The sequence below is a fragment of the Falsiphaeobacter marinintestinus genome (genome assembly GCF_007923355.1).
Taxonomy (GTDB): domain Bacteria; phylum Pseudomonadota; class Alphaproteobacteria; order Rhodobacterales; family Rhodobacteraceae; genus Phaeobacter_A; species Phaeobacter_A marinintestinus.
Map to the genome: position 1 here is coordinate 551,087 of NZ_VOGO01000002.1, position 21,360 is coordinate 572,446.

Genomic DNA, 21,360 nt, shown 5'->3' on the forward strand with positions numbered 1-21,360 from the left:
GCAACTCCAGGGTGATTTTGCGATCTCGTGAGTTTCATAATAGGCCTTCATGGGCAACATTAAAGGCACGGAATCTTGTATGGATGACGGCGCGCCCGTGACGGATCAGGACAAGGGTCAGCCAGCCCCGAAACCTCGGCGCAAACGGCGGGTGCTGAAGACGGCAAGCATACTGCTGTTCGCAGCCGTTGTCCTGTTGATCATGGCAGGTGCGGCTGCCTTGTCTCTGATCGGCCAGCGGCTGCATGCGCCCGACTGGCTGCGCTCAGAACTCGAAACCCGGATCGAGCGCAATCTGGGCAGCGCGCAGATCGATTTCGGTGAGGTTGAATTTATCGTCAACAAAGGCTGGCGGCCGCGTCTGCGCCTGCGCAACGTTGTGCTCAGTGACGGGCAGGGCAGCCGCATCGTTGAATTGTCTCACGCCGAGGCCAGCCTTGCCATGCGTCCGCTGATCCGTGGAAAAATCCGCCCCAAACGTATTCTTATCAGCGGTGTCTTTGCCACGCTCCGGCGCGACCAGGGCGGGGCGGTGTCGTTGCTGGTGGGCGACAGGGCAGCGCCGGTCGGGCAGGCCGCCGGATTGCCGCAGCTGATCGAAAGCTGGGACAAGGTGTTGCTGATGCCGGCCCTCGAAGCGCTGGTGGCCGTTGAAATGGACACCCTGACGATGCGCTATGAAGATGCGCGGCAGGGGCGCGGCTGGACGCTGGACGGTGGGTTGATCACCCTTGACCGTGATGGCGATGACCTGCGCCTTGCCTCCAGCTTTGCGCTGTTGTCGGGCCGCGACTATGCCAGCTTGTTTGAGGCCAATTATTCCAGTCGCATTGGTGACACCAGCGCCGACTTCGGCGTGGTCGTGACTGATGTCCCGGCGGCTGACATTGCCGCCCAAAACCCGGTCATGGGCTGGCTGGGTGTGCTGCGCGCCCCGATCTCGGGCGCGTTGCGGGGCAGTGTCGCAGACGACGGTGCGTTGGGTCCGGTCTCGGCCACCCTGCAAATCGGTGCCGGGGCCGTGCAGCCGACAGACCAATCGCGCCCGATCCGCTTCAATCAGGCCAGAACTTACCTGACCTACATCCCGGGCTCGCAGGTGCTGAAGTTCGATGAACTGTCCGTCGACAGCGACTGGGTGTCTGGCGTGTCCGAAGGCCGCGCATTCCTGTCCGGCGTCGAAAACGGCAAACTGACCGAACTGGTCGGGCAATTCAAAGCCACGTCCTTGCGGGTCAATCCGGATGGATTGCTGCCCGAACCGCTGGTGCCCGAGGCGGCAAGCTTTGACTTCAGACTGGAACTGGATCCGTTTCGCCTGACCCTGGGCGAGGCCGCAATCACTGATCGCGCGGGCCAGATCGGCCTGTCGGGCGATCTGACGGCGGACCAGAACGGCTGGCATCTGGCGCTGGACGGTCAGATGGATCAATTAACGCCAAAGCGGCTGTTGGAATCTTGGCCCGAGCAGGCAGCCCCGAAACCCCGCAAATGGGTCAGCGAAAACCTGTTTGGCGGCAATCTGAGCGATATTGATTTTGCAGTGCGTCTGGAGCCCGGACAGCGGCCCTTCTTTGCGGTCGACTGGTCATTTTCCGAGGCCCGCGTCCGGTTCAACAAGCATCAGCCGCCCATCACCGGCGGTGCCGGGCAGGTCAGTATTCTTGGCGACCGGCTGATGGTCACGGCGACCGAAGGGGTTGTGACGGCAGATCAGGGTGGTGATCTGAATGTGGCCGGAACATCGTTCATGATCCCGGACATGTCGGTCAAACCCTTCACCTATGGCATCATCCGCGCCCGGGCACAGGGGCCGGTCACGGCCGCCTTGTCGCTGTTAAACCGCCCGCCGCTCGCTGTGCTCAAGGACACGCCCTTGCCGGTCGACATGGCTGACGGTCAGGTCGCGTTCGAAGGCACGATGTCCGTTCCGTTGCGCCCGAAGGTCCCGCTGGGCGAGATCGAGTTTCATCTGGACGGCACCCTCACGGATGTCGCCAGCGCCGTGCTGATCCCGGGCCAATCCCTGACCGCAGACACGCTTCGCCTGCAGGCAGACCAGTCTCAGGTCGTGGTGTCGGGCGACGGCGTGATCGGTGCGCTTCCGGCCACCTTCAATTGGCGCCAGCCCTTGGGGGCAGACTCCAAAGGCAAGGGCAGCCGGGTCAACGGCACGGTCGAACTATCGCAACGCACCATCGATACCTTCGCGATCGGATTGCCCAAAGGCTCGGTTGGCGGCGAAGGCGTCGCTCAGGTCGTGCTTGAGCTGAAGCCCAAGACAAAACCGGCCCTGACGATCACTTCCGATCTCAAAGGCGTCGCTCTGGCGATTCCGTCCCTTGGGTGGCGCAAGCCGCCCGGGTCGTCAGGCCGGTTGGATCTGTCTGTCACCCTGGGCGAGTCCCCCCGCGTCGATGCCCTGTCGCTGGACGCTGCCGGTCTCAAGGTCAGCGGATCGGTCTCGACGCGGGCGGATGGCGGTTTGGACCGCGCCGTTCTGAACAAGGTCAGTCTGGGCGGCTGGCTGGACGCGTCGCTCCTGTTGACCGGGCGCGGCGATGCGCAGCCCGCCATAACAGTGCAGAGCGGATCGGTTGATCTTGGAAAACGCCCGCGAAGTTCCGGCAGCGGGGGCGACGGGTCTGGGCCGGTCAATGTGTCCCTGTCACGTCTCCGGATCAGCGAAACCCTGGCCCTGACCGATTTCAAAGCAGCGCTCACCAGCAGCGGCGGCACGCTCGCCGGCCCCTTCAGCGGGCAGCTCAACGGGCAAACCGCGCTCACAGGGCGGATTGTCCCTCAATCCGGAGGCAGTGCGATCGAGGTGGCTTCGACAGATGGGGGGGGCGTTTTCCGGTCTGCCGGTATTCTCAATCAGGCCCATGGCGGCCCGTTCACGTTGAAATTGATCCCGGCTGGCCCCGCCGGTCACTATACTGGCTCCCTCAGGGTGACGAACACGCGAATCAAGGACGCCCCGGTCATGGCGGCGATGATGAACGCGGTCAGCGTCGTGGGGCTGCTGGACGAAATGGCCGGGCAGGGCATCCTGTTCACCGAAGTTGACGCAAAGTTCCAGCTGACCCCGGAAAAGCTGATCATCCAGAGCAGCAGCGCCGTCGGCCCGTCGATCGGGTTGTCGATGGACGGGTCTTACGATCTGCGCAGCAAGCGGTTGGGGATGCGAGGCGTCTTTTCCCCGGTTTACCTGCTCAATGCCATCGGCAGCGTGTTGACCCGCAAGGGCGAAGGTATCATCGGGTTCAATTACACGCTGACCGGTCTGGCCAGCGATCCCAATCTGCAGGTCAATCCGCTGTCCGGTCTGGCACCGGGCATGTTCCGCGAAATTTTCCGGGGCGAATCCGCACCGGATCCGGACAGGGACATTCCCGCCACCAATCCCAGCACGGCGTTGCCCCACAATCCGATGAATGGGGCGGGCGACAGATGATGACGCTGGCCAACAGCTGGATTTGGGCCTAAAGCGCCGCCATGAAACTCAGCGATTTTGATTTTGACCTGCCCGACACCCTGATTGCGACGCGCCCGGTTTCGCCGCGGTCGTCCGCACGCTTGCTGGTGGCCAAGGGCGACACCCTGACGGATGCACATGTATCCGACTTGCCAGACTGGCTGCGCCCCGGTGATCGTCTGGTTCTGAATGACACGCGTGTGATCCCCGCACGGCTCAGCGGGCAACGCCACCGCTTGGGCGCGCAAGGGCAAACCAGCGCCGGAATCGAAGTCACCTTGCTGGACCCGCGTGCTGATGGCTGCTGGGGGGCCTTGCTGAAACCGCTCAAAAAGGTGCGGATCGGCGAAGAGATTGTGTTTTCCGACACCCTGTCCGCCGTGCTGGACGCGGTCGAAGACGGGCAGGGGCTTTTGCGGTTCAACCTGCAGGGCGACGATTTCGACGCCGCTCTGGCGCAGGCGGGCGCGATGCCCTTGCCGCCCTATATCGCCGCCAAACGCCCGGCGGATGCGCAGGACAAGACCGATTACCAGACCGTATTTGCCCGCAACGCGGGCGCTGTCGCCGCCCCGACGGCCTCGCTGCATTTCGACCAGGCGCTGCTTGATCGTCTGGCGCAGGCCGGGATCGACTTTACTTATGTCACGCTGCATGTCGGCGCGGGCACGTTTCTGCCGGTCAAGGTCGAAGACGTGACAACGCACAAGATGCACGCCGAATGGGGCCGCGTCAGTGAAACCGCTGCCGCCGAGATCGCCGCCACCAAGGCCGCAGGCGGGCGGATTATCCCGGTCGGAACAACCGCGCTCCGCCTGATCGAAAGCGCCGCGCGCAGCGGAGAGATTGCCCCATGGGAGGGCGAGACCGACATCTTCATCTATTCCGGCTTCACCTTTCACGTGACCGACGCGCTGATGACCAATTTCCACCTGCCGAAATCGACGCTTCTGATGCTTGTCTCTGCCCTGATCGGTCAGGATCGGGTCCGCGCGATATATGATCATGCCGTGCGCCACGAATACCGGTTCTTTTCCTATGGCGATGCGTCTTTGCTGATCCCCTGACAGCGCGATACTTCTGAAAGCGACATGTACCAGTCGCTCACAAACGCGACCGTTCAAACCCCGAATCTGTTAGGGAGGGGCAAGCCCACCGACAACAGGGAGTCGGATCATGTCTCAAGTTCTTTCCAGCGCGTGGGCGCTTTTGCTCGGTATGGGATTGCTGATGGTCGGCAACGGTCTGCAGGGCACGCTTCTGGGTGTGCGCGGCCAGCTTGAAGGCTTTTCCACCTTTGAAATGTCGGTGGTGATGTCGTCCTATTTCCTCGGCTTCCTCGGCGGGTCTCGCATTGCCCCTGATATGATCCGCAGGGTCGGACACGTCCGCGTCTTTGCGGCGCTGGCCTCGTTCATCTCTGCCGTGATGATCCTCTATCCGATGTTCACCAACCCAATCGCCTGGTCGCTGGGCCGCGTTCTGATCGGCTTTTGTTTCTCGGGCGTGTACGTGACGGCAGAAAGCTGGCTGAACAACGCAGCCGACAACGCCAACCGTGGCAAAGCGCTGTCGGCCTATATGATTGTCCAGATGGCGGGCATCGTTGCCGCACAGGCCCTGATGCTGGCGGGCGATCCGGCCGGGTATGAGACATTCGTGATCGCATCGGTTCTGGTTTCGATTTCCTTCGCCCCCATTTTGCTCTCGATCAGCCCGACACCGTCGTTCGAGCGGACCCAGCCGATGACACTGCGCCAGTTGATGACAGCCTCGCCGTTGGGCTGCGTGGGCATGTTCCTGATGGGCGGCGTGTTTTCCGCCCAGTTCGGGATGAGCGCGGTCTACGGTGCCGAAGTCGGGCTGACGCTGGCCGAAATCTCAACCTTTGTCGCTGCCTTTTATATCGGTGCGACGGTGTTCCAGTACCCGATCGGGTGGTTGTCCGACCGAATGGACCGGCGCCTGATGATCATGGCCGGCTCAATCGGGGCCGGGCTTGGATCGATCCTCGGTATCATGATGGGCGATCAGTTCATCGTTCTGCTGTTCGCCGCGCTGCTGATCGGCGGGCTGGCAAACCCGCTCTATTCGTTGCTGATCGCCTATACCAACGACTATCTCGAACACGAAGACATGGCCGCCGCTTCTGGCGGGCTGGTCTTCATCAACGGTCTTGGCGCGATTGCCGGGCCGCTGTTCATGGGCTGGCTGATGGATGACGCGATCATCGGGCCGTCCGGGTATTTCATGTTCATGGCCGGATTGTTGTTCGCTCTGGCACTTTATGCCGCCTACCGGATGACTCAGCGGCCGTCGGTTCCGGTCGAAGACACCGGCGTTATGGCAGCGGTTTACCCGTCGTCGACGGCGATGGCGGTCGAATATGCGCAAGAATTCGCCATTGAGGCAGATCAGGATGGTCAAGATGACGCAGAAGCGGCATGATTTGTAACATTATGTCGTTGGTGTCGTAATTTGTTACTGTCACACAACGTTAAAATTTCTTTAAGTTCAGATAATTCACGTGTGTGAGTATAAAAACGGAGTAAGTCTCATGATTGGACCAGAGGAAATCCTGAATTTCTGGTTAGATGAGAAGGGCCCAGGCAGCTGGTATATCCAGGATGACACGCTTGACGCCGAAATTCGGACCAAATTTGAAGCCGCCTGGGAAGGCGCTGCAGATGGCCGGTATTCCCTGTGGCTGACCTATCCCAGTGGCGCACTCGCTTACATCATCCTGACCGATCAGTTTCCCCGGAACATGTTCCGCGGTGATGGCAAATCTTTTGCCACCGACAAGGCCGCGCTTGCTGCGGCCAAGGCGGCAGTCGACAAAGGTTGGGATCTCAAGATCGATGAACCTGCGCGGCAGTTCTTTTATCTGCCGATGATGCACTCGGAAAACCTGTGCGATCAGGAACGCTGTGTACGGCTGATGTGCGAACGCATGCCGGAAGGCGGCGCATCGAACCTGCTGCATGCCCGCGCCCACCGTGAAATCATCCGCAAGTTTGGCCGGTTCCCGTACCGCAACGCAGCCCTGTCCCGGTCAACCACCCGCACCGAGGCCGATTATGTCTCGGACGGAGGCTATGGCCAGACCGTGCGCGAATTGCAGGCCGCCAGTTAAACCTCGCCTTCGGGCGGAACACAGCCGCGTATATCGTTTACGGTATGGGCGGCCTCGTTGCCCAATGTCCTGATCGACTGATCCAGCATGGTCTGGGGCAGGGCCGTGATTTCGTCCAGCCGCCCACCCATCTTGTCCATCCGCACACCGACCTGATCGATCCGCGTTTGCACGCGCGACATGATCTCGGGGCTCAGGTCCCCGGTGTTCAGGCTCGCCAGATCACTGCGCAGCGCGCTCAGTTCCGCTGTCATCATCTTAACATCGTCGCGCATCGGCCCGACAATCTGGATCTTGCTGGCGAAACCGGTCAGAACCCCGTCCACCGTACTGCTCAGCTTCCATCCCAGAAACAGGCACACAGCCACCAGGATCAAAGTCGCGTTCAGCAATGCAAGGGCCAGATCTTTGAGTGTCTTTGCCATGGAATGTCCTTTCGAAATCAGCGGGCAGGGCGCGTTTAACGCGATCATATCTGACAAAACCAAAATTTCTGTTGCAGAAACAGTCAGAAAAGCCAAAATTTCCAATGTCAGATATGTCGCGGATCAGCCCCATTGATGTGGCTGGGATGATAGTTTAATGGTAAACTATATTTTTGACGCGCTGTCTCTAGGGGGAATCCATGGCCGCGAAATCTTTTGATATGATCGTTATCGGCGCCGGGCCGGGCGGATATGTGGCTGCGATCCGCGGCGCTCAGTTGGGTCTGAAGGTTGCGGTTGTCGAACGCGAACATCTGGGCGGCATCTGCCTGAACTGGGGCTGTATCCCGACCAAGGCGCTGCTGCGCTCATCCGAAGTGTTCCACCTGATGGAACGCGCGAAGGATTTCGGCCTGTCGGCTGACAAGATCGGCTATGATCTGGACGCGGTCGTGAAACGCTCGCGCGGCGTGGCCAAGCAGCTGTCCGGCGGTGTCGGCCACTTGCTGAAAAAGAACAAGGTCACCGTGATCATGGGCGAGGCCACAGTGCCCGCCAAAGGCAAGGTCACCGTCAAGACCGACAAGGGTAGCGAAGACCTGACCGCCAAGAACATCATCCTCGCCACCGGTGCGCGCGCCCGCGAACTGCCGGGACTCGAGGCCGACGGCGATCTGGTGTGGACCTACAAGCACGCCCTCAACCCGCCCCGGATGCCAAAAAAGCTGCTGGTCATCGGATCGGGCGCCATCGGCATCGAATTCGCCAGCTTCTATAACACGCTCGGGGCCGACACGACCGTGGTCGAAGTCATGGACCGGGTGTTGCCGGTTGAAGACGCCGAAATCAGCGCCTTCGCCAAAAAGCAGTTTGTGAAGCAGGGCATGAAGATCATGGAAAAAGCCATGGTCAAACAGCTGGATCGTGGCAAAGGCAAAGTCACCGCCCATATCGAAAAAGGTGGGAAAATTGAAAAGATTGACTTCGATTCTGTGATATCTGCCGTTGGAATTGTCGGAAATGTGGAAGGGTTGGGTCTTGAGGCGTTGGGCGTCACGGTCGACCGCACCCATGTTGTGACCGATGAATTCTGCCGCACAGGCGTCGACGGGCTTTATGCCATCGGCGATATCGCGGGCGCGCCATGGCTTGCTCACAAGGCCAGCCACGAAGGTGTCATGGTCGCCGAATTGATCGCCGGCAAACACGCCCACCCGGTGAAACCCGAAAGCATCGCGGGCTGTACCTATTGCCACCCGCAGGTCGCGTCGGTCGGCTATTCCGAGGCCAAGGCCAAGGAATTGGGCTACGACATCAAGGTCGGCCGCTTCCCGTTCATCGGCAACGGCAAAGCCATCGCATTGGGCGAACCCGAGGGCATGGTCAAAACCGTGTTCGACGCCAAGACCGGAGAGCTTTTGGGCGCTCACATGGTCGGCGCAGAAGTCACCGAACTGATTCAGGGCTATGTCGTTGGTCGCCAGCTTGAGACCACGGAAGAAGACCTGATGCACACCGTCTTCCCACACCCGACCCTCAGCGAAATGATGCATGAAAGCGTGCTCGACGCTTATGACCGGGCCATTCACTTCTGATCTGACGGACGACAAACAGACGACGATTTAAACAGCCCCGGACGCGGCATCCCGCGTTCGGGGCTTTGTCATTGCGCAGGCGCTGTGATTATCTGTCTGAAATACTGCAGGAGAACAGGATGGTCAGCCTCAACCGGATCGCCATGGGCAAATCCAGCCGCAAACTGGTCCGCGACCTTGGGCCAGATATCGATGTGGCCGAAGTATCCGGAAAATGGGGCCGCATGTTCAACTTCCGCTCGTACCAGCAGTTCATTTTCCCCGAGTATGACATCTGCACCGGTCCGTTCACCGATGACGCTGGCGACCCGCTCCGGTTTGATCTGATCCTGGCCAATCAGGTCTGGGAACATCTGGATCGCCCCTATGCGGCAACCCAGAACGTCCTGACCATGCTGCGTCCAGGCGGGTATTTCTGGGTCGCTGTTCCGTTCTTCGTTCCGTTCCACGCCGCCCCCTACGATTGCTCGCGCTGGTCGGCACGCGGCCTGACCAACCTGTTGATCGAATGCGGGTTTCCCGAAGATGACATTCGCGCTGATCAATGGGGCAATCGCAACGCCGCCCTGCGCAATATGGAAGACAAATGGCCGCCCAAGTATATCAAAGACCAGGACACGCTGGAAAACGACCCCAGAATGCCCATCTGCGCATGGGCCATGGCGCGCAAACCGCTTTAAAGCTTTTCGACGCTGCCCCCGGCCTGCACCCAATGCCCAAAGCCGCCGATGTTATAGACATCCTCATAGCCCATCTTGCGCAGCGCGCTGGCCGCCATGTTCGACCGCGCCCCACTGGCACAGTAAACGGCGATCTTGCCGTCGCGCTTCAGGTCGGCGCAAAAATCGGGATTTCGCGGGTCGGCCATGTCTTTCACGCGCATCAGCGGGATGTGCAACGCGCCTTTCGCCTTGCCTGACATCTGAACTTCGCCCAGATCGCGCACGTCGATCAGCGTGACACTGCCGTCTTTGGCACCGTCTACGGCCTCTTGCGGGCTCATCCCCGCATGTGTTTCGCGCTTAAAAAACAGCATTCTCGTTCCCCGCGTATCTCTCGGTCCCGCACAGGGCGGGTTTCGGGCAATATAACATTCAAAAACATGAATACAAATGCCAAATACGCAAAATTTCACTCGTTCGCACTTTGTTCTTGCTTTTAGCTTGGAGACTCACGCCGCCTACACTATTTCTTAGTCATTCTCCCGGGGGCATCATGGCAGAACTCAAATCCATCGAAGTGCGCGGCGCGCGCGAGCACAATCTGAAGAACATCGATGTGGATATTCCGCGCGATCAGCTGGTGGTGATCACCGGCCTGTCCGGCTCGGGGAAATCCTCGCTCGCGTTCGACACGATCTATGCCGAAGGGCAGCGTCGCTATGTCGAATCGCTCAGCGCCTATGCGCGGCAATTCCTCGACATGATGGAAAAGCCGGATGTCGATCATATCAGCGGTCTCAGCCCGGCGATTTCGATCGAACAAAAAACCACGTCGAAGAACCCGCGCTCGACCGTTGGCACCGTGACCGAGATTTACGACTACATGCGGCTGTTGTTCGCCCGCGCTGGCTCGCCGTTCAGCCCCGCCACCGGCCTGCCCATCGAAGCGCAGCAGGTGCAAGACATGGTCGACCGCATCATGGCGCTTGAGGAAGGTACACGCGGCTATCTTCTCGCCCCCATCGTGCGCGACCGCAAAGGTGAATATAAGAAAGAATTCCTCGAACTGCGCAAGCAGGGCTTCCAGCGCGTCAAAGTGGATGGAGAGTTCCACGAACTCGACACACCGCCCACGCTGGACAAGAAATTCCGCCATGACATCGACGTGGTCGTTGACCGTATTGTTGTGCGCGAAGGTCTGGAAACCCGTCTGGCTGACTCCCTGCGCACCGCGCTTGATCTGGCCGACGGTATCGCCGTGCTGGAAACCGCCCCGAAAGAGGGCGACCCCGAACGCATGACGTTCAGCGAAAACTTCGCCTGTCCGGTCAGCGGCTTCACAATCCCCGAAATCGAACCGCGCCTGTTTTCGTTCAACGCGCCCTTCGGAGCCTGCTCAGACTGTGACGGTCTGGGGGTTGAACTGTTCTTTGACGAACGCCTCGTGGTGCCGGACCAAAGCCTGAAAATCTATGACGGCGCGCTGGCACCGTGGCGCAAGGGCAAATCGCCCTATTTCCTGCAAACCATCGAAGCCATCGCCGCGCATTACGAATTCGACAAAAGCACCCCGTGGAAAGATCTGCCCGCGCATATCCAGCAGGTGTTTCTCTACGGATCGGGCGACGAAGAAATCCCCTTCCGCTATGACGAAGGTGGGCGCGTCTATCAGGTGACCCGCACCTTCGAAGGCGTGATCCCGAATATGGAACGCCGCTATCGCGAAACCGATTCCAACTGGATTCGCGAAGAATTCGAACGCTACCAGAACAACCGCCCTTGCGGGACGTGTGACGGCTATCGCCTGCGGGAAGAGGCGCTGGCGGTGAAAATCGCCGGTTTGCATGTCGGGCAGGTGGTCCAGATGTCGATCCGCGAGGCATTGGCCTGGGTCGAACACGCGCCCGAAGAACTGTCCGCCCAGAAAAACGAAATCGCCCGCGCCATCCTGAAAGAGATCCGCGAACGGCTTGGGTTTCTCAACAACGTGGGCCTCGAATACCTGACCCTGTCGCGCAACAGCGGCACACTTTCGGGCGGCGAAAGCCAGCGCATCCGGCTTGCCTCACAAATCGGATCGGGCCTGACCGGCGTGCTCTACGTGCTCGACGAACCCTCGATCGGTCTGCACCAGCGCGACAATGATCGATTGCTCGAAACTCTGAAAAACCTGCGGGATCAGGGCAACACGGTGATCGTTGTCGAACACGACGAAGAAGCCATCCGCGAGGCGGATTATGTCTTTGATATCGGCCCCGGGGCCGGTGTGCATGGCGGGCAAGTGGTCAGCCACGGCACCCCGTCGGACATCGTCAACGACGCCGCATCCCTGACCGGGCAGTATCTTTCCGGAACCCGCGAAATCGCAATTCCATCTGAACGCAGGGCAGGAAACGGAAAGTCGGTTACTGTCGTCAATGCCACCGGCAACAACCTGAAGAACGTCACCGCCGACTTCCCGCTGGGCCAGTTTGTCTGCGTGACCGGTGTGTCAGGCGGGGGCAAATCCACGCTGACGATTGAGACTCTGTTCAAAACCGCGTCGATGCGCCTGAACGGCGCGCGCCAGACTCCGGCTCCTTGCGAAACCATCAAAGGGCTTGAGCTGCTGGACAAAGTCATCGACATTGACCAACGCGCCATCGGGCGGACTCCGCGTTCAAATCCAGCGACTTACACCGGGGCCTTCACCCCGATCCGAGACTGGTTCGCCGGTTTGCCTGAGGCCAAGGCGCGCGGCTACAAGCCCGGTCGGTTCAGTTTCAACGTCAAGGGCGGGCGCTGCGAGGCCTGTCAGGGCGACGGTGTCATCAAGATCGAGATGCATTTTCTGCCCGACGTCTATGTCACCTGCGAAACCTGTGGCGGGGCCCGTTACAACCGCGAAACGCTGGAAATCAAGTTTAAAGGCAAGAGCATAGCCGACGTTCTTGATATGACCGTTGAAGACGCGCAGACGTTTTTTCAGGCCGTGCCCAGCATCCGCGACAAGATGGATGCTCTGGCACGCGTCGGACTTGGCTATATCAAGGTCGGTCAGCAAGCCACGACCCTGTCCGGGGGCGAAGCTCAACGGGTAAAGCTGTCCAAAGAACTTGCGAAACGCTCAACCGGGCGCACACTATACATCCTCGACGAACCGACCACCGGCCTGCATTTCGAAGACGTGCGCAAACTGCTTGAGGTGCTGCATGAACTGGTCGATCAAGGCAACACCGTCGTGGTGATCGAACATAACCTCGATGTGGTAAAAACCGCCGACTGGATCATCGACATCGGCCCCGAAGGCGGCGATGGCGGAGGTGAAATCGTGGCCGAAGGCACCCCCGAGGATGTGGCGGATGTCGAACGCAGCCACACCGGGCGCTATCTGAAATCCATGCTGAACGCAAAACGGGTCGCCGCCGAGTAAGGCGACGACCTGTCAGCGATGTACAAAACGGTCAAACCCGCGATTTAACAGCGTACAAAACGGCCTGAACCGACAGGTTATTCCCGCCCACGCTGTTCAAACCGGGGCAGCATGGCGCTGAAATCGCGCCCCTTGCCATCCTCGTCTTCAACGAATTGCGCGTACAAAGCCTGCGCCAACTGACCCATCGGCGTATCTGCATCCGCGCTTTCGGCGGCCTGCTGGCTTAGCCGCAGATCCTTCAACATCAGATCAGCTGCAAAGCCCGGCTGATAGTCATTGTCCGCAGGCGATTGCGGCCCGACTCCGGGCGCCGGGCAATAGGCGTTCATGGTCCAGGAATACCCGGACGAGGTTGATACGACGTCGAACATCTTCTGCCGGTCCAGCCCCAATTTATCAGCCAAAGCAAAGGCTTCGCAGGTGGCGATCATGGTGACGCCAAGGATCATGTTGTTGCAGATCTTCGCCGCCTGACCGGCCCCGCTGTCACCGCAATGCACGGCCTTCTGGCCCATGATGTCAAACAACGGCGCGGCCATTGCAAAGGCCTCGGGCGATCCACCCGCCATGAACGTCAGCGTGCCACCCGCAGCCCCGCCAACGCCCCCCGACACCGGCGCATCCACCGCCAGAACACCAGCAGCAGCCGCCTGAGCCGCAACAGCCCGCGCGCTGTCCACATCAACAGTCGAGCAATCAACCAATGCAGCGCCCTTTTCCATCGCGGGGATAACCTCGTCCGCGACGGCGCGCAGGATCGCACCATTGGGCAGCATGGTGATAACAACCTCGGCACCCTTTGCCGCTTCCGCACCAGATGCAGCCATCGCAACGCCTTCAATCACAACATCTGCCATGTCAAAGCCAGTCACGTCATGGCCCGCTTTGGCCAGATTGGACGCCATCGGCGCGCCCATATTGCCCAGTCCGATAAACCCGATCTTCATGCCTCATCCTCCTCGAAAGACAGCGCATCCGCGCCAAGCGGTTGCATCATTGCGTCAACAGCCGCGCGCGGCACATCCATGTCGGCGAACTGCCACTGCGGATTGCGATCCTTGTCGATGATCTGGGCTCGAATGCCTTCCAGAAAATCGCCATGTTCCATCGCCCGCCAGATATAACGGTATTCCAACCCCAAAGCGGCCCGGATGGTATTGGGTTCCTGCGCCATCAGGGTTTGCAACGCGATTGCGCACGCCATGGATAGCGGGCTGTTGCGCCCAAGGGCGGCAAGGGATTTCTGTGAAAATTCAGTCTCTTCCGACCTCAAGCTGTCCAGAATTTCGCCCAGCGTTTTGCCTGCGAAATGCCGATCGATCTCGGGTTGCAGTGCAGTCAACTGCGACGGTGGCAAGGGTTGTGCGTGGCTTTCAACCAGACCCGCATCGCCCGAGGCTTCGAGCAGTTGGATCAGATCCGTCCACGTCTCTTCTGGTATGAACCAATCCGCAAATCCGGCCAGAACCGCACCGCCTGCTTTTACCCGCGTCCCCGTCAGACCCAGATACACCCCCAGTTTTCCCGGAGCATTAGCCAGAATATATGTCCCACCAACATCCGGAACCAGCCCGATGCCGCATTCCGGCATGGCAATCTGAGAGCTTTCGCCAACCACCCGGTGCGAACACAAACACCCAATGCCGACACCGCCCCCCATGGTAAACCCCTGCATTAAACTGATGGTCGGTTTCGGGTATTCCTTGAGATAGGCATTCAACCGGTATTCATCGCGCCAGAACTGACGGCCAAAGCCGAAATCCCCGGCCTTTCCAGTCTCATACAGCTTGGCGATATCACCCCCGGCGCAAAACGCCTTGTCGCCGGCGGCATCGAAAATCACCAGATCGACATCGTCATCCTCTCGCCAGTTTCGCAGGGCGGTTTCAATGGCCAGCAGCATGTCATAGGTCAGCGCGTTCAACGCCTGGGGCCGGGTCAGGGTAATCCGCCCGGCGCGGCCCGTGGTGTGGATCTCGATCTCAGGCAAATTCCCGCTCCCAGTTAGAAAGTCGGCGTTGAGTTTTTTCCAGGAAGGTCTGTGCCTTTTCCGGTCTACCAAAAACTGCAAGCAAGCCAGCAATGTACCCTTCGAAAAAGTCGCCATAGATCCTAAGAACGATCGGCGCCGCCAGAATGAAATAGGCTATAGAAGAAACAACAATGGCCCCTTCGGGAAGGCCGTATCCAGAGAATAGCATGGCAGCACCAAAATCCACGATGACAAGCGGAATGAAAACCCAAACCACAAACGCGCTCGACAAAGGGAAACAAAACAGAATATGCGTCGCAATGATCATTTTTGCTTGCCACACCCGTTGTCGAAGGAACGCTCGATAGAGCTGTGTTGCCGCTAGCTTCCGATACCAGTGACTGATCATTGATTTGCCAACATGTTCCTTGCCACGATCACACGCATAATCTCGTTCGTGCCTTCCAGGATCTGATGCACCCGAAGGTCACGCACCAGTTTTTCGATCCCATAGTCTGACAAATATCCATATCCGCCATGCAGCTGCAGACACTGATCCACCACGTTCGATCCGGCCTCGGTCACGAATTTCTTGGCCATGGCGCAGAACTTGGTCGCGTCGGGCGCGCCCGTGTCCAGCTTCCACGCGGCTTGCCGCAGGAAGGTGCGCGCTGCCTGAAGCTCGATCTCCATATCTGCCAGACGGAACTGCAGTGCCTGAAACTGATCAATGCTCTGACCAAACGCCTTGCGCTCGGACATATATTGCAGTGTGGCATTCAACGCGGTTTGCGCGGCACCCAGCGAACAGGACGAAATGTTCAGCCGTCCGCCATCCAGACCCTTCATCGCGTATTTGAACCCGTCGCCTTCGGTGCCCACCAGATTGCCTGACGGAATCTTGCAATCGTCAAACTGGACCTGAGCGGTCGGTTGGCTGCGCCACCCCATCTTTTCTTCCAACGCCCCAAAGCTGAGCCCTGGCGTGCCGTCCTCGACATAGACGGTCGAAACGCCTTTCGGGCCGTCCTGACCCGTGCGCACCATGCAGACGTAAGCGTCAGAATACCCGCCGCCCGAAATGAACGCCTTGGTGCCGTTCAGCGTATAGCCTTCGTTGGTACGCTCGGCGCGGGTTTTCAGCGCGGCTGCGTCTGAGCCTGAACCGGGTTCTGTCAGGCAATAGCTGAGCACCGTGTTCAGTGACAGGATGTCCGGCATGATCCGCGCCTTCATCTCGTCGCTGGCAAAGCTGTCGAGCATCTTGGCGCACATGTTGTGGATCGACAGGAACGCCGCCACCGAAGGGCAGGCCATGCTGAGCGCTTCAAACACCAGCGTAGCGTCAAGGCGCGACAGCCCCGATCCGCCACCGTCTTCCGACACATACAGCGCGCCAAAGCCAAGTTCGCCGACCTTCGGCCACAGATCTTTGGGGATCGTGCCGTCAGACTCCCACGTGCGGGCGAAGGGCGCGATATGCTCCTGCCCAAAGGCGTACGCCATATCAAAAATGGCGGTTTGTTCCTCGGTCAGTGCGAAGTCCATGGCACGCTCCCCTTCGTCGCATGGTTTATTGAACGGTCGTTTTATTAATAACCCCGGAGGCCCGATCCGCTCAAGTGATTTTGCCGCAAATCAGGCTTGCAGGATTACAGGTATCACGGCGGCCCGAAAAAATTCGTCGAATTTTTTCCCGTACTCACAGGTCAGCGTGGAACTCTTCGATCAGATGGGTGACCACTGCTCGCCCTGCATCCTCACCGGCGGCCACGGCGTCGGCATGGACCCAGCGCTGGCGGGTGGCGCTGGTGCCGGTTTCGGCAATCTGTCGAAGCAGGGCGATTTCTTCCATCGATCCAAGCGCTTCGGTATCTTCGGCCAGCATCCCGATCAGTTCGTCCATTAGCTGAGTCACGGGTTTGATCTGCATCGATCCGAAATCGATCAGCCCTTCGCCCACGCCGTATCTTTGCGCGCGCCAGCGGTTTTCCGAGATCAGGAACCGGTCATATTGCCGCCAGCGCAGGTTGCGTTCACGCAGGCGCATCAGCATCCTGATCAGCGCCTGCACAAGTGCCGCCAGCGCCAGCGTGTGCTCCAGCCGGGGCGACACATCCATGATCCGGGTTTCCAGCGTCGGAAAGGTGTGGGACGGGCGCAGATCCCACCAGATCTTGGTGGTGTCCTCGATCACGCCTAAATCGATCAGGGCACCTGTTGTGCGCTGATATTCATCCCAGCTGGAAAACGCCGGGGGCAGGCCAGTGCGGGGCAGGTTGTCAAAGATCGTCAACCGGTATGAGGCAAGTTTGGTATCCTCGCCATTCCAGAAGGGCGACGACGACGACAAGGCCAAAAGATGGGGCAGGAAATAGCACAGCTGTGGCATCAGATCAATGCGGCGGGCGTTGTCTTCGATCCCGACATGCACATGCATGCCGCAGATCAGCATCCGCCGCGCCACGCCACCCAACGCATGGTGCAGACTGTCATAGCGTTCCTTGCGGGTGTGGTGCTGGGTTTTCCAGTTGGCGAATGGATGGCAACTGACCGCGATGGGTGACAGATTGTATTCGGCGGCCCGTTTCGACACCGCCGACCTCAACCGTTTCAGATCGTCGCGCGCATCGCCGATTGTTGCACAGACGCGGGTGCCGACCTCAATCTGGCATTGCAGAAATTCCGGGCTGACCTGACCTTGCATGTCAGCCTGACAGGCCTCCATCATCGCGTCCGGGGCCACCGCCAGATCCAGCGAGTCACGATCGACCAGCAGGTATTCTTCCTCGATCCCTATGGTGTAATCCTGCTGCATGGTCGCCTCCTGTCAGTGATGAGGATCAGTGAACAACCTCGCACGTTGTTTTGCCAAGGGAAAAGCTGACGCAGGCGGTTGCGCGCGGGGGCTTGGGGGCGCTAAGCAACGCGTAAGAAATGGCGGTCAAATCGACCGTACAGCACAAGGGGCAGGGGCCATGGCCAAGCGCAGATTTCCTCAGTTGAACGGGCTGCTTGATGAACTGGACGTGCAGATCGTCGACAAAACCGAAATCCGCGACGAACGCGCCCGGCTGGAAGCGTTCGAGGCCGCCGGCGGGCTGAACGGCCCGGCTTATGCCCTGTCGCCGGGGATGGAAGGCTTCGATATCGCCCCCTTGGTGGCCGATTACACCGCCCACAAAAACGCGCTTGAGCGGTTGAAAGACCCGGCCCAGAACGTTACCGGTTATACCCCGGAGAACGGATATTACGACACACCCGATGCGGACGCGCTGTATCTGATGATCCGCCGCTATGAACCCAGCCAGGTGATCGAGGTCGGATGCGGCAACTCGACCCGCATCACCCGTCAGGCGATCATCGATGGCGGGTTCGACAGCACGATCACCGCGATTGACCCATATCCCCGCGCCGATATTGCCCATGTGGTGGACCGGTTTGAACAATCCCGGCTGGAATCCGTCGATCCTGCGCTGTTCTCAGAACTTCAATCCGGCGACGTTCTGTTCATCGACTCCAGCCATCAGGTCCGGATGAGCAACGATGTCGCGCATCTGTTCTGCCGGATCATCCCTATGCTGGCACCTGGGGTCGTGATTCACGTCCACGACGTGTTCCTGCCCTATGAATACCCCAAGCGGTTCTTCTATGACTGCCCATCCTGGGGCGAGCAGTACATGCTGCACGCCCTGCTGCAATCAGACGGGTTTGCGATGCTGTGGCCCGGGTATCATCTGCAACAAGACCGGCCCGACGCCGTTGCGGCGCTGCCGTTTCTGGGGCAGGGGCGGGCACAAAGCTTCTGGGTGCAAAAAAAGTAGGCACCGGATGTCGGCGCCTACCACATAAATCAAATGAAGTGTCAAAAGGCCTTGGTCAGAAAATAAAGTCGAACCCTTCGGTGAAATTGACCATATCGATGGGGTCCTCAACGGGTTCGTTGCGGGCCGGACCCCGGCCGTCACGGTCGCTGTCGATCAGTCTCGGCCCGCGTCCGGTGCCGTTGCCAAAGCCGATCTCATCAATGTCACCGCGATTGAGCGGGCCGCGAGGAAGGTTTTGAACGAAGTCCGGATTTGAAATCAGGTTGCCATCTTCATCCCGGATAAACCGAAATCCCATTTGTCCCAATGCATCTTCTGCCATAACTTTTCCTTTCCTGATAAGGATCGATCGTCAAACTTTTATTTCTGTGACGGATCGAATTGTAAAAATTGAAACCGCTTTGCTTGGTTTTTTATGTGTAGAACTCTCAGCGGTTGATTCGAAAATACGTCATCAGCCGCCCGGCTTCTGTAATTGAGGTCACAGTGAAGTCAGAAAGATAAGAAGTCGCGTGGGAGGCAACCCGCCTACGCCATACCTGTTGCAGAATGCCCGGATCACCCCTGCCAGGCTTCTGGTATTGCGTCACCGAAACGATCCCGGCAGAATTCGTATTGAGGTTCAAGCCTGTACAGCAGGGCCTTGCGCACCTCGGCCGATATGTCGTCCTGGGTTCTGGCCTCATTTATTCGGGCCTCGACCTTTGGCGGGCGATAGTCGACGCCGACAAAACCACACAACCTGCGCAGCGTTGCCTCTTCGAACAGATCTTCATAGAACAGGTACAACAGGTCGTCGCTGGCAAAGGTCGTGTCCAGGTCACTGACCGTTCCCGCATAATCTGATCTGATATAAAACGTGTCGGACTCAATTGCGGCTTGCCAGTTGTCCAAGCTTACATTCTCAGGGTTGATGTCGTGGAGATGTCGCAATTGCGACCACATCCGATTCACCGGATCCCGCATGACAAAAAGCAGTTTTACCCGGCAACCCTGCGTCGCACAGAATTCCTTTAAATATTCAAATCCGCTGGGTCCAATTACCGCATACCCCGGTGTAAGATCGCAAAACGCTTTTGTCTTCTGGCTGCAAAGACGCGCGAAATGGCCAAAATAGGCATTATCGTCATAAATCATCTGCACCCGGTCGACGCTGGCCTGAAATGCGTCGCCCGCGCGCAGATTGCGGACCGCGCCGCCCTCCTGCTCCATGTAAAAACCCAGCCGTTTCATGGCAAATGCGTCCATGTCGCTCATCAAATAGCTTGGAAACTTGATATTGAAGAAATGCAACTCCTTCAGGGGCGACACGACAACATCCTGCATTGATCCGAGATAGGTATAGATCCAACTACTCGCCGTCCGCATGGCACCAACGCCGATCAGGAACGTCTTGCCACTCAGGTCGTCGTATTTGCGAAGTGGTGGTGATTGCACAGCCAATTTCGCACATGCTCCCGGGTTGGACTTTGTGACCGACTGCACTCCAGGAAAGCAGGTGTGCGGGCACAAAGGTAGCGTCAGGAATATGTTTTCCAGCTAGCACAGCCCGGCCATTTTCTCAAGCGTCCGACATATCGCCCAAGCCCAGCGAGATATGCAGACGGATCAGCAACCCGGCAAATCTATCTCTTCCGGAGGCCGCAAAATCAGCGAAACCGGGCAAGAGGCCACAATTTTGTCCCAAATCACCGTTAACATTTTCCGAAAACCAAAGCGTCCGCGATCAAGCCGGGCGAGATAATGAGCAGGACAGTCACACATGAAACGTGCGTTTAGCGCAGCCTTTGCTGCCATCGTTGCCGGGCTTGTGGCCCTTCCGGCGCAGGCCGGTCCGGACCGTCTGGCGTTCCTGATCGGATCGCACCACGTCGGGGCGACACGCGATTTTGAAGAGATCAATCCCGGCGTTTTTGCGATCTGGGAACAGGCAATGTTGAAAAACAGCCTTGATATCGGAGTCGGCGCCTATCGCAACAGCTATGGCGGCGCCTCTGTGACCGTGACAACGGCCCTTCCGATCGTCCGAAACGACGACTGGGGGTTCGACCTGTTCGGGGCCATGGCGCTTTATCCCGGGGACGGGGATGAGTTCAGCCATTCCATGGGCGATGTGGTTCCGCTCATCGGTGCGCAGGCACGATACAAAAACCTGTTCATACAAGCGATCCCTGCCAGCGGCAGCGGAACGGACGCGGTGCTGAGCTTTGGTCTGACGTTCCGACTGAACTAAGACCGGGCAGGGTGCGTCAGACCAGACGCACCTGTGTTCCGATCTGAACCAGCGGATACAGAATTTCGACATGCTGATTGTACAGACCGATGCACCCTGACGAACTTTGACGTCCGATCTTGCGCGTATCATGGGTGCCATGCACCAGATACGCCGGCCAGCCCAGATACATCGCGCGCGTGCCCAGCGGGTTGCCAGCGCCACCTTCCATATAGTCAGGCAAGGTCGGATCGCGTTCGCGCATCGACGCTGTCGGTGTCCAACGCGGGTTTTCGGCCTTGCGCACGACTGTGGTATAGCCGCGCTTGGTCAGTTCTTCGCTCATCGGAACCGATGACGGGAACAGCTTGTACGTCTCACCATCCGGGCCCCAGTAATGCACGGCACGGCTGGTGATATCGGCCAACAGGCAACCGGTCCCCAGCTCGTCGAAATGATCCGACCAATGCTGTTGGGCAAAGGATGAAATGTTGCGCCGCACGGGGACTTCGGTGCTGATCGCATCTTCTTCCTGCGGGAAGGCGTCCTGCGACTGGGCGCGCAAAAGGGTCGGGGTTGCCAAAGTGGCGGCTGCGCCAAACAGGGCGCCACGGCGGGTGATCTTGCTGTGGGACATT

Annotated in this window: 19 protein-coding genes; 9 read left to right on the forward strand and 10 right to left on the reverse strand. The window is 59.0% G+C overall.

Going from position 1 to position 21,360, the window contains the following annotated elements:
• Positions 1-79: 79 nt before the first annotated feature.
• From FOY56_RS07055 to FOY56_RS07070, 4 genes are all read left to right on the forward strand, one after another.
• Complete coding sequence (locus FOY56_RS07055; RefSeq protein WP_186766267.1) at positions 80-3,457, forward strand: YhdP family protein; 3,378 nt, start codon at positions 80-82, stop codon at positions 3,455-3,457.
• A gap of 41 nt (positions 3,458-3,498) precedes the next feature.
• Positions 3,499-4,545: a tRNA preQ1(34) S-adenosylmethionine ribosyltransferase-isomerase QueA gene (queA, locus tag FOY56_RS07060; protein ID WP_146345101.1), complete on the forward strand. Its 1,047-nt coding sequence runs from the start codon at positions 3,499-3,501 to the stop codon at positions 4,543-4,545.
• 109 nt (positions 4,546-4,654) lie between these two features.
• A complete protein-coding gene (locus tag FOY56_RS07065) occupies positions 4,655-5,926 on the forward strand; it encodes an MFS transporter (RefSeq protein WP_146345102.1) in 1,272 nt (423 codons plus the stop codon).
• 109 nt (positions 5,927-6,035) lie between these two features.
• Entirely contained in the window at positions 6,036-6,614 is a 579-nt protein-coding gene (locus tag FOY56_RS07070) for a DUF924 family protein (protein ID WP_146345103.1), read from the forward strand.
• Here FOY56_RS07070 and FOY56_RS07075 read toward each other — a convergent pair.
• Positions 6,611-7,039, reverse strand: a complete 429-nt coding sequence (locus FOY56_RS07075) for a hypothetical protein (protein WP_146345104.1) — start codon at positions 7,037-7,039, stop codon at positions 6,611-6,613. The two genes, FOY56_RS07070 and FOY56_RS07075, sit on opposite strands and share 4 nt — an antisense overlap.
• A gap of 200 nt (positions 7,040-7,239) precedes the next feature.
• Between FOY56_RS07075 and lpdA the strand changes: the two genes are divergently transcribed.
• Together lpdA and FOY56_RS07085 are read left to right on the forward strand one after the other, a co-directional pair.
• Positions 7,240-8,634, forward strand: a complete 1,395-nt coding sequence (gene lpdA, locus FOY56_RS07080) for a dihydrolipoyl dehydrogenase (protein ID WP_146345105.1) — start codon at positions 7,240-7,242, stop codon at positions 8,632-8,634.
• Positions 8,635-8,753: 119 nt separating this feature from the next.
• Positions 8,754-9,314: a class I SAM-dependent methyltransferase gene (locus FOY56_RS07085; protein ID WP_146345106.1), complete on the forward strand. Its 561-nt coding sequence runs from the start codon at positions 8,754-8,756 to the stop codon at positions 9,312-9,314.
• Here FOY56_RS07085 and FOY56_RS07090 read toward each other — a convergent pair.
• The gene (locus FOY56_RS07090; RefSeq protein ID WP_146345107.1) at positions 9,311-9,670 is read right to left on the reverse strand and encodes a rhodanese-like domain-containing protein; all 360 of its coding nucleotides are present in this window, start codon (positions 9,668-9,670) and stop codon (positions 9,311-9,313) included. The two genes, FOY56_RS07085 and FOY56_RS07090, sit on opposite strands and share 4 nt — an antisense overlap.
• Positions 9,671-9,849: 179 nt before the next feature.
• On the opposite strand from FOY56_RS07090, the gene uvrA reads away from it, so the two are divergent.
• A complete protein-coding gene (uvrA, locus tag FOY56_RS07095; RefSeq protein ID WP_146345108.1) occupies positions 9,850-12,708 on the forward strand; it encodes an excinuclease ABC subunit UvrA in 2,859 nt (952 codons plus the stop codon).
• Between the two features lie 77 nt (positions 12,709-12,785).
• On the opposite strand, the gene mmsB is transcribed toward uvrA, so the two are convergent.
• The 5 genes from mmsB to FOY56_RS07120 form a co-directional block, all read right to left on the reverse strand.
• Positions 12,786-13,658 (reverse strand): 3-hydroxyisobutyrate dehydrogenase, encoded by an 873-nt coding sequence (mmsB, locus tag FOY56_RS07100; RefSeq protein WP_146345109.1) that lies wholly within the window; start codon positions 13,656-13,658, stop codon positions 12,786-12,788.
• Positions 13,655-14,701 carry an enoyl-CoA hydratase/isomerase family protein gene (locus FOY56_RS07105; RefSeq protein WP_146345110.1) on the reverse strand — a complete coding sequence of 349 codons (1,047 nt, stop codon included), beginning with the start codon at positions 14,699-14,701 and terminating at the stop codon, positions 13,655-13,657. Before FOY56_RS07105 ends, mmsB begins: the two co-directional genes overlap by 4 nt.
• Entirely contained in the window at positions 14,694-15,011 is a 318-nt protein-coding gene (locus FOY56_RS07110) for a hypothetical protein (RefSeq protein WP_146345111.1), read from the reverse strand. Before FOY56_RS07110 ends, FOY56_RS07105 begins: the two co-directional genes overlap by 8 nt.
• 77 nt (positions 15,012-15,088) lie before the next feature.
• Positions 15,089-16,231: an acyl-CoA dehydrogenase family protein gene (locus tag FOY56_RS07115; RefSeq protein WP_146345112.1), complete on the reverse strand. Its 1,143-nt coding sequence runs from the start codon at positions 16,229-16,231 to the stop codon at positions 15,089-15,091.
• A gap of 154 nt (positions 16,232-16,385) precedes the next feature.
• Complete coding sequence (locus tag FOY56_RS07120; RefSeq protein WP_146345113.1) at positions 16,386-17,501, reverse strand: carboxylate-amine ligase; 1,116 nt, start codon at positions 17,499-17,501, stop codon at positions 16,386-16,388.
• A gap of 160 nt (positions 17,502-17,661) precedes the next feature.
• Between FOY56_RS07120 and FOY56_RS07125 the strand changes: the two genes are divergently transcribed.
• On the forward strand, positions 17,662-18,507 hold the full coding sequence (locus FOY56_RS07125) for a class I SAM-dependent methyltransferase (RefSeq protein WP_146345114.1): 846 nt from the start codon (positions 17,662-17,664) through the stop codon (positions 18,505-18,507).
• A 55-nt stretch (positions 18,508-18,562) separates the two neighbouring features.
• Here FOY56_RS07125 and FOY56_RS07130 read toward each other — a convergent pair whose 3' ends face one another.
• The gene (locus tag FOY56_RS07130; RefSeq protein WP_146345115.1) at positions 18,563-18,832 is read right to left on the reverse strand and encodes a hypothetical protein; all 270 of its coding nucleotides are present in this window, start codon (positions 18,830-18,832) and stop codon (positions 18,563-18,565) included.
• A gap of 236 nt (positions 18,833-19,068) precedes the next feature.
• Positions 19,069-19,947: a sulfotransferase gene (locus FOY56_RS07135; protein ID WP_246139435.1), complete on the reverse strand. Its 879-nt coding sequence runs from the start codon at positions 19,945-19,947 to the stop codon at positions 19,069-19,071.
• A 325-nt stretch (positions 19,948-20,272) separates the two neighbouring features.
• Between FOY56_RS07135 and FOY56_RS07140 the strand changes: the two genes are divergently transcribed.
• A complete protein-coding gene (locus FOY56_RS07140; protein WP_146345116.1) occupies positions 20,273-20,743 on the forward strand; it encodes a hypothetical protein in 471 nt (156 codons plus the stop codon).
• A gap of 16 nt (positions 20,744-20,759) precedes the next feature.
• Here the strand turns inward: FOY56_RS07140 and FOY56_RS07145 are convergent, their stop codons facing one another.
• The gene (locus tag FOY56_RS07145) at positions 20,760-21,359 is read right to left on the reverse strand and encodes a L,D-transpeptidase (RefSeq protein WP_146345117.1); all 600 of its coding nucleotides are present in this window, start codon (positions 21,357-21,359) and stop codon (positions 20,760-20,762) included.
• Between the last annotated feature and the right edge of the window lies 1 nt (position 21,360).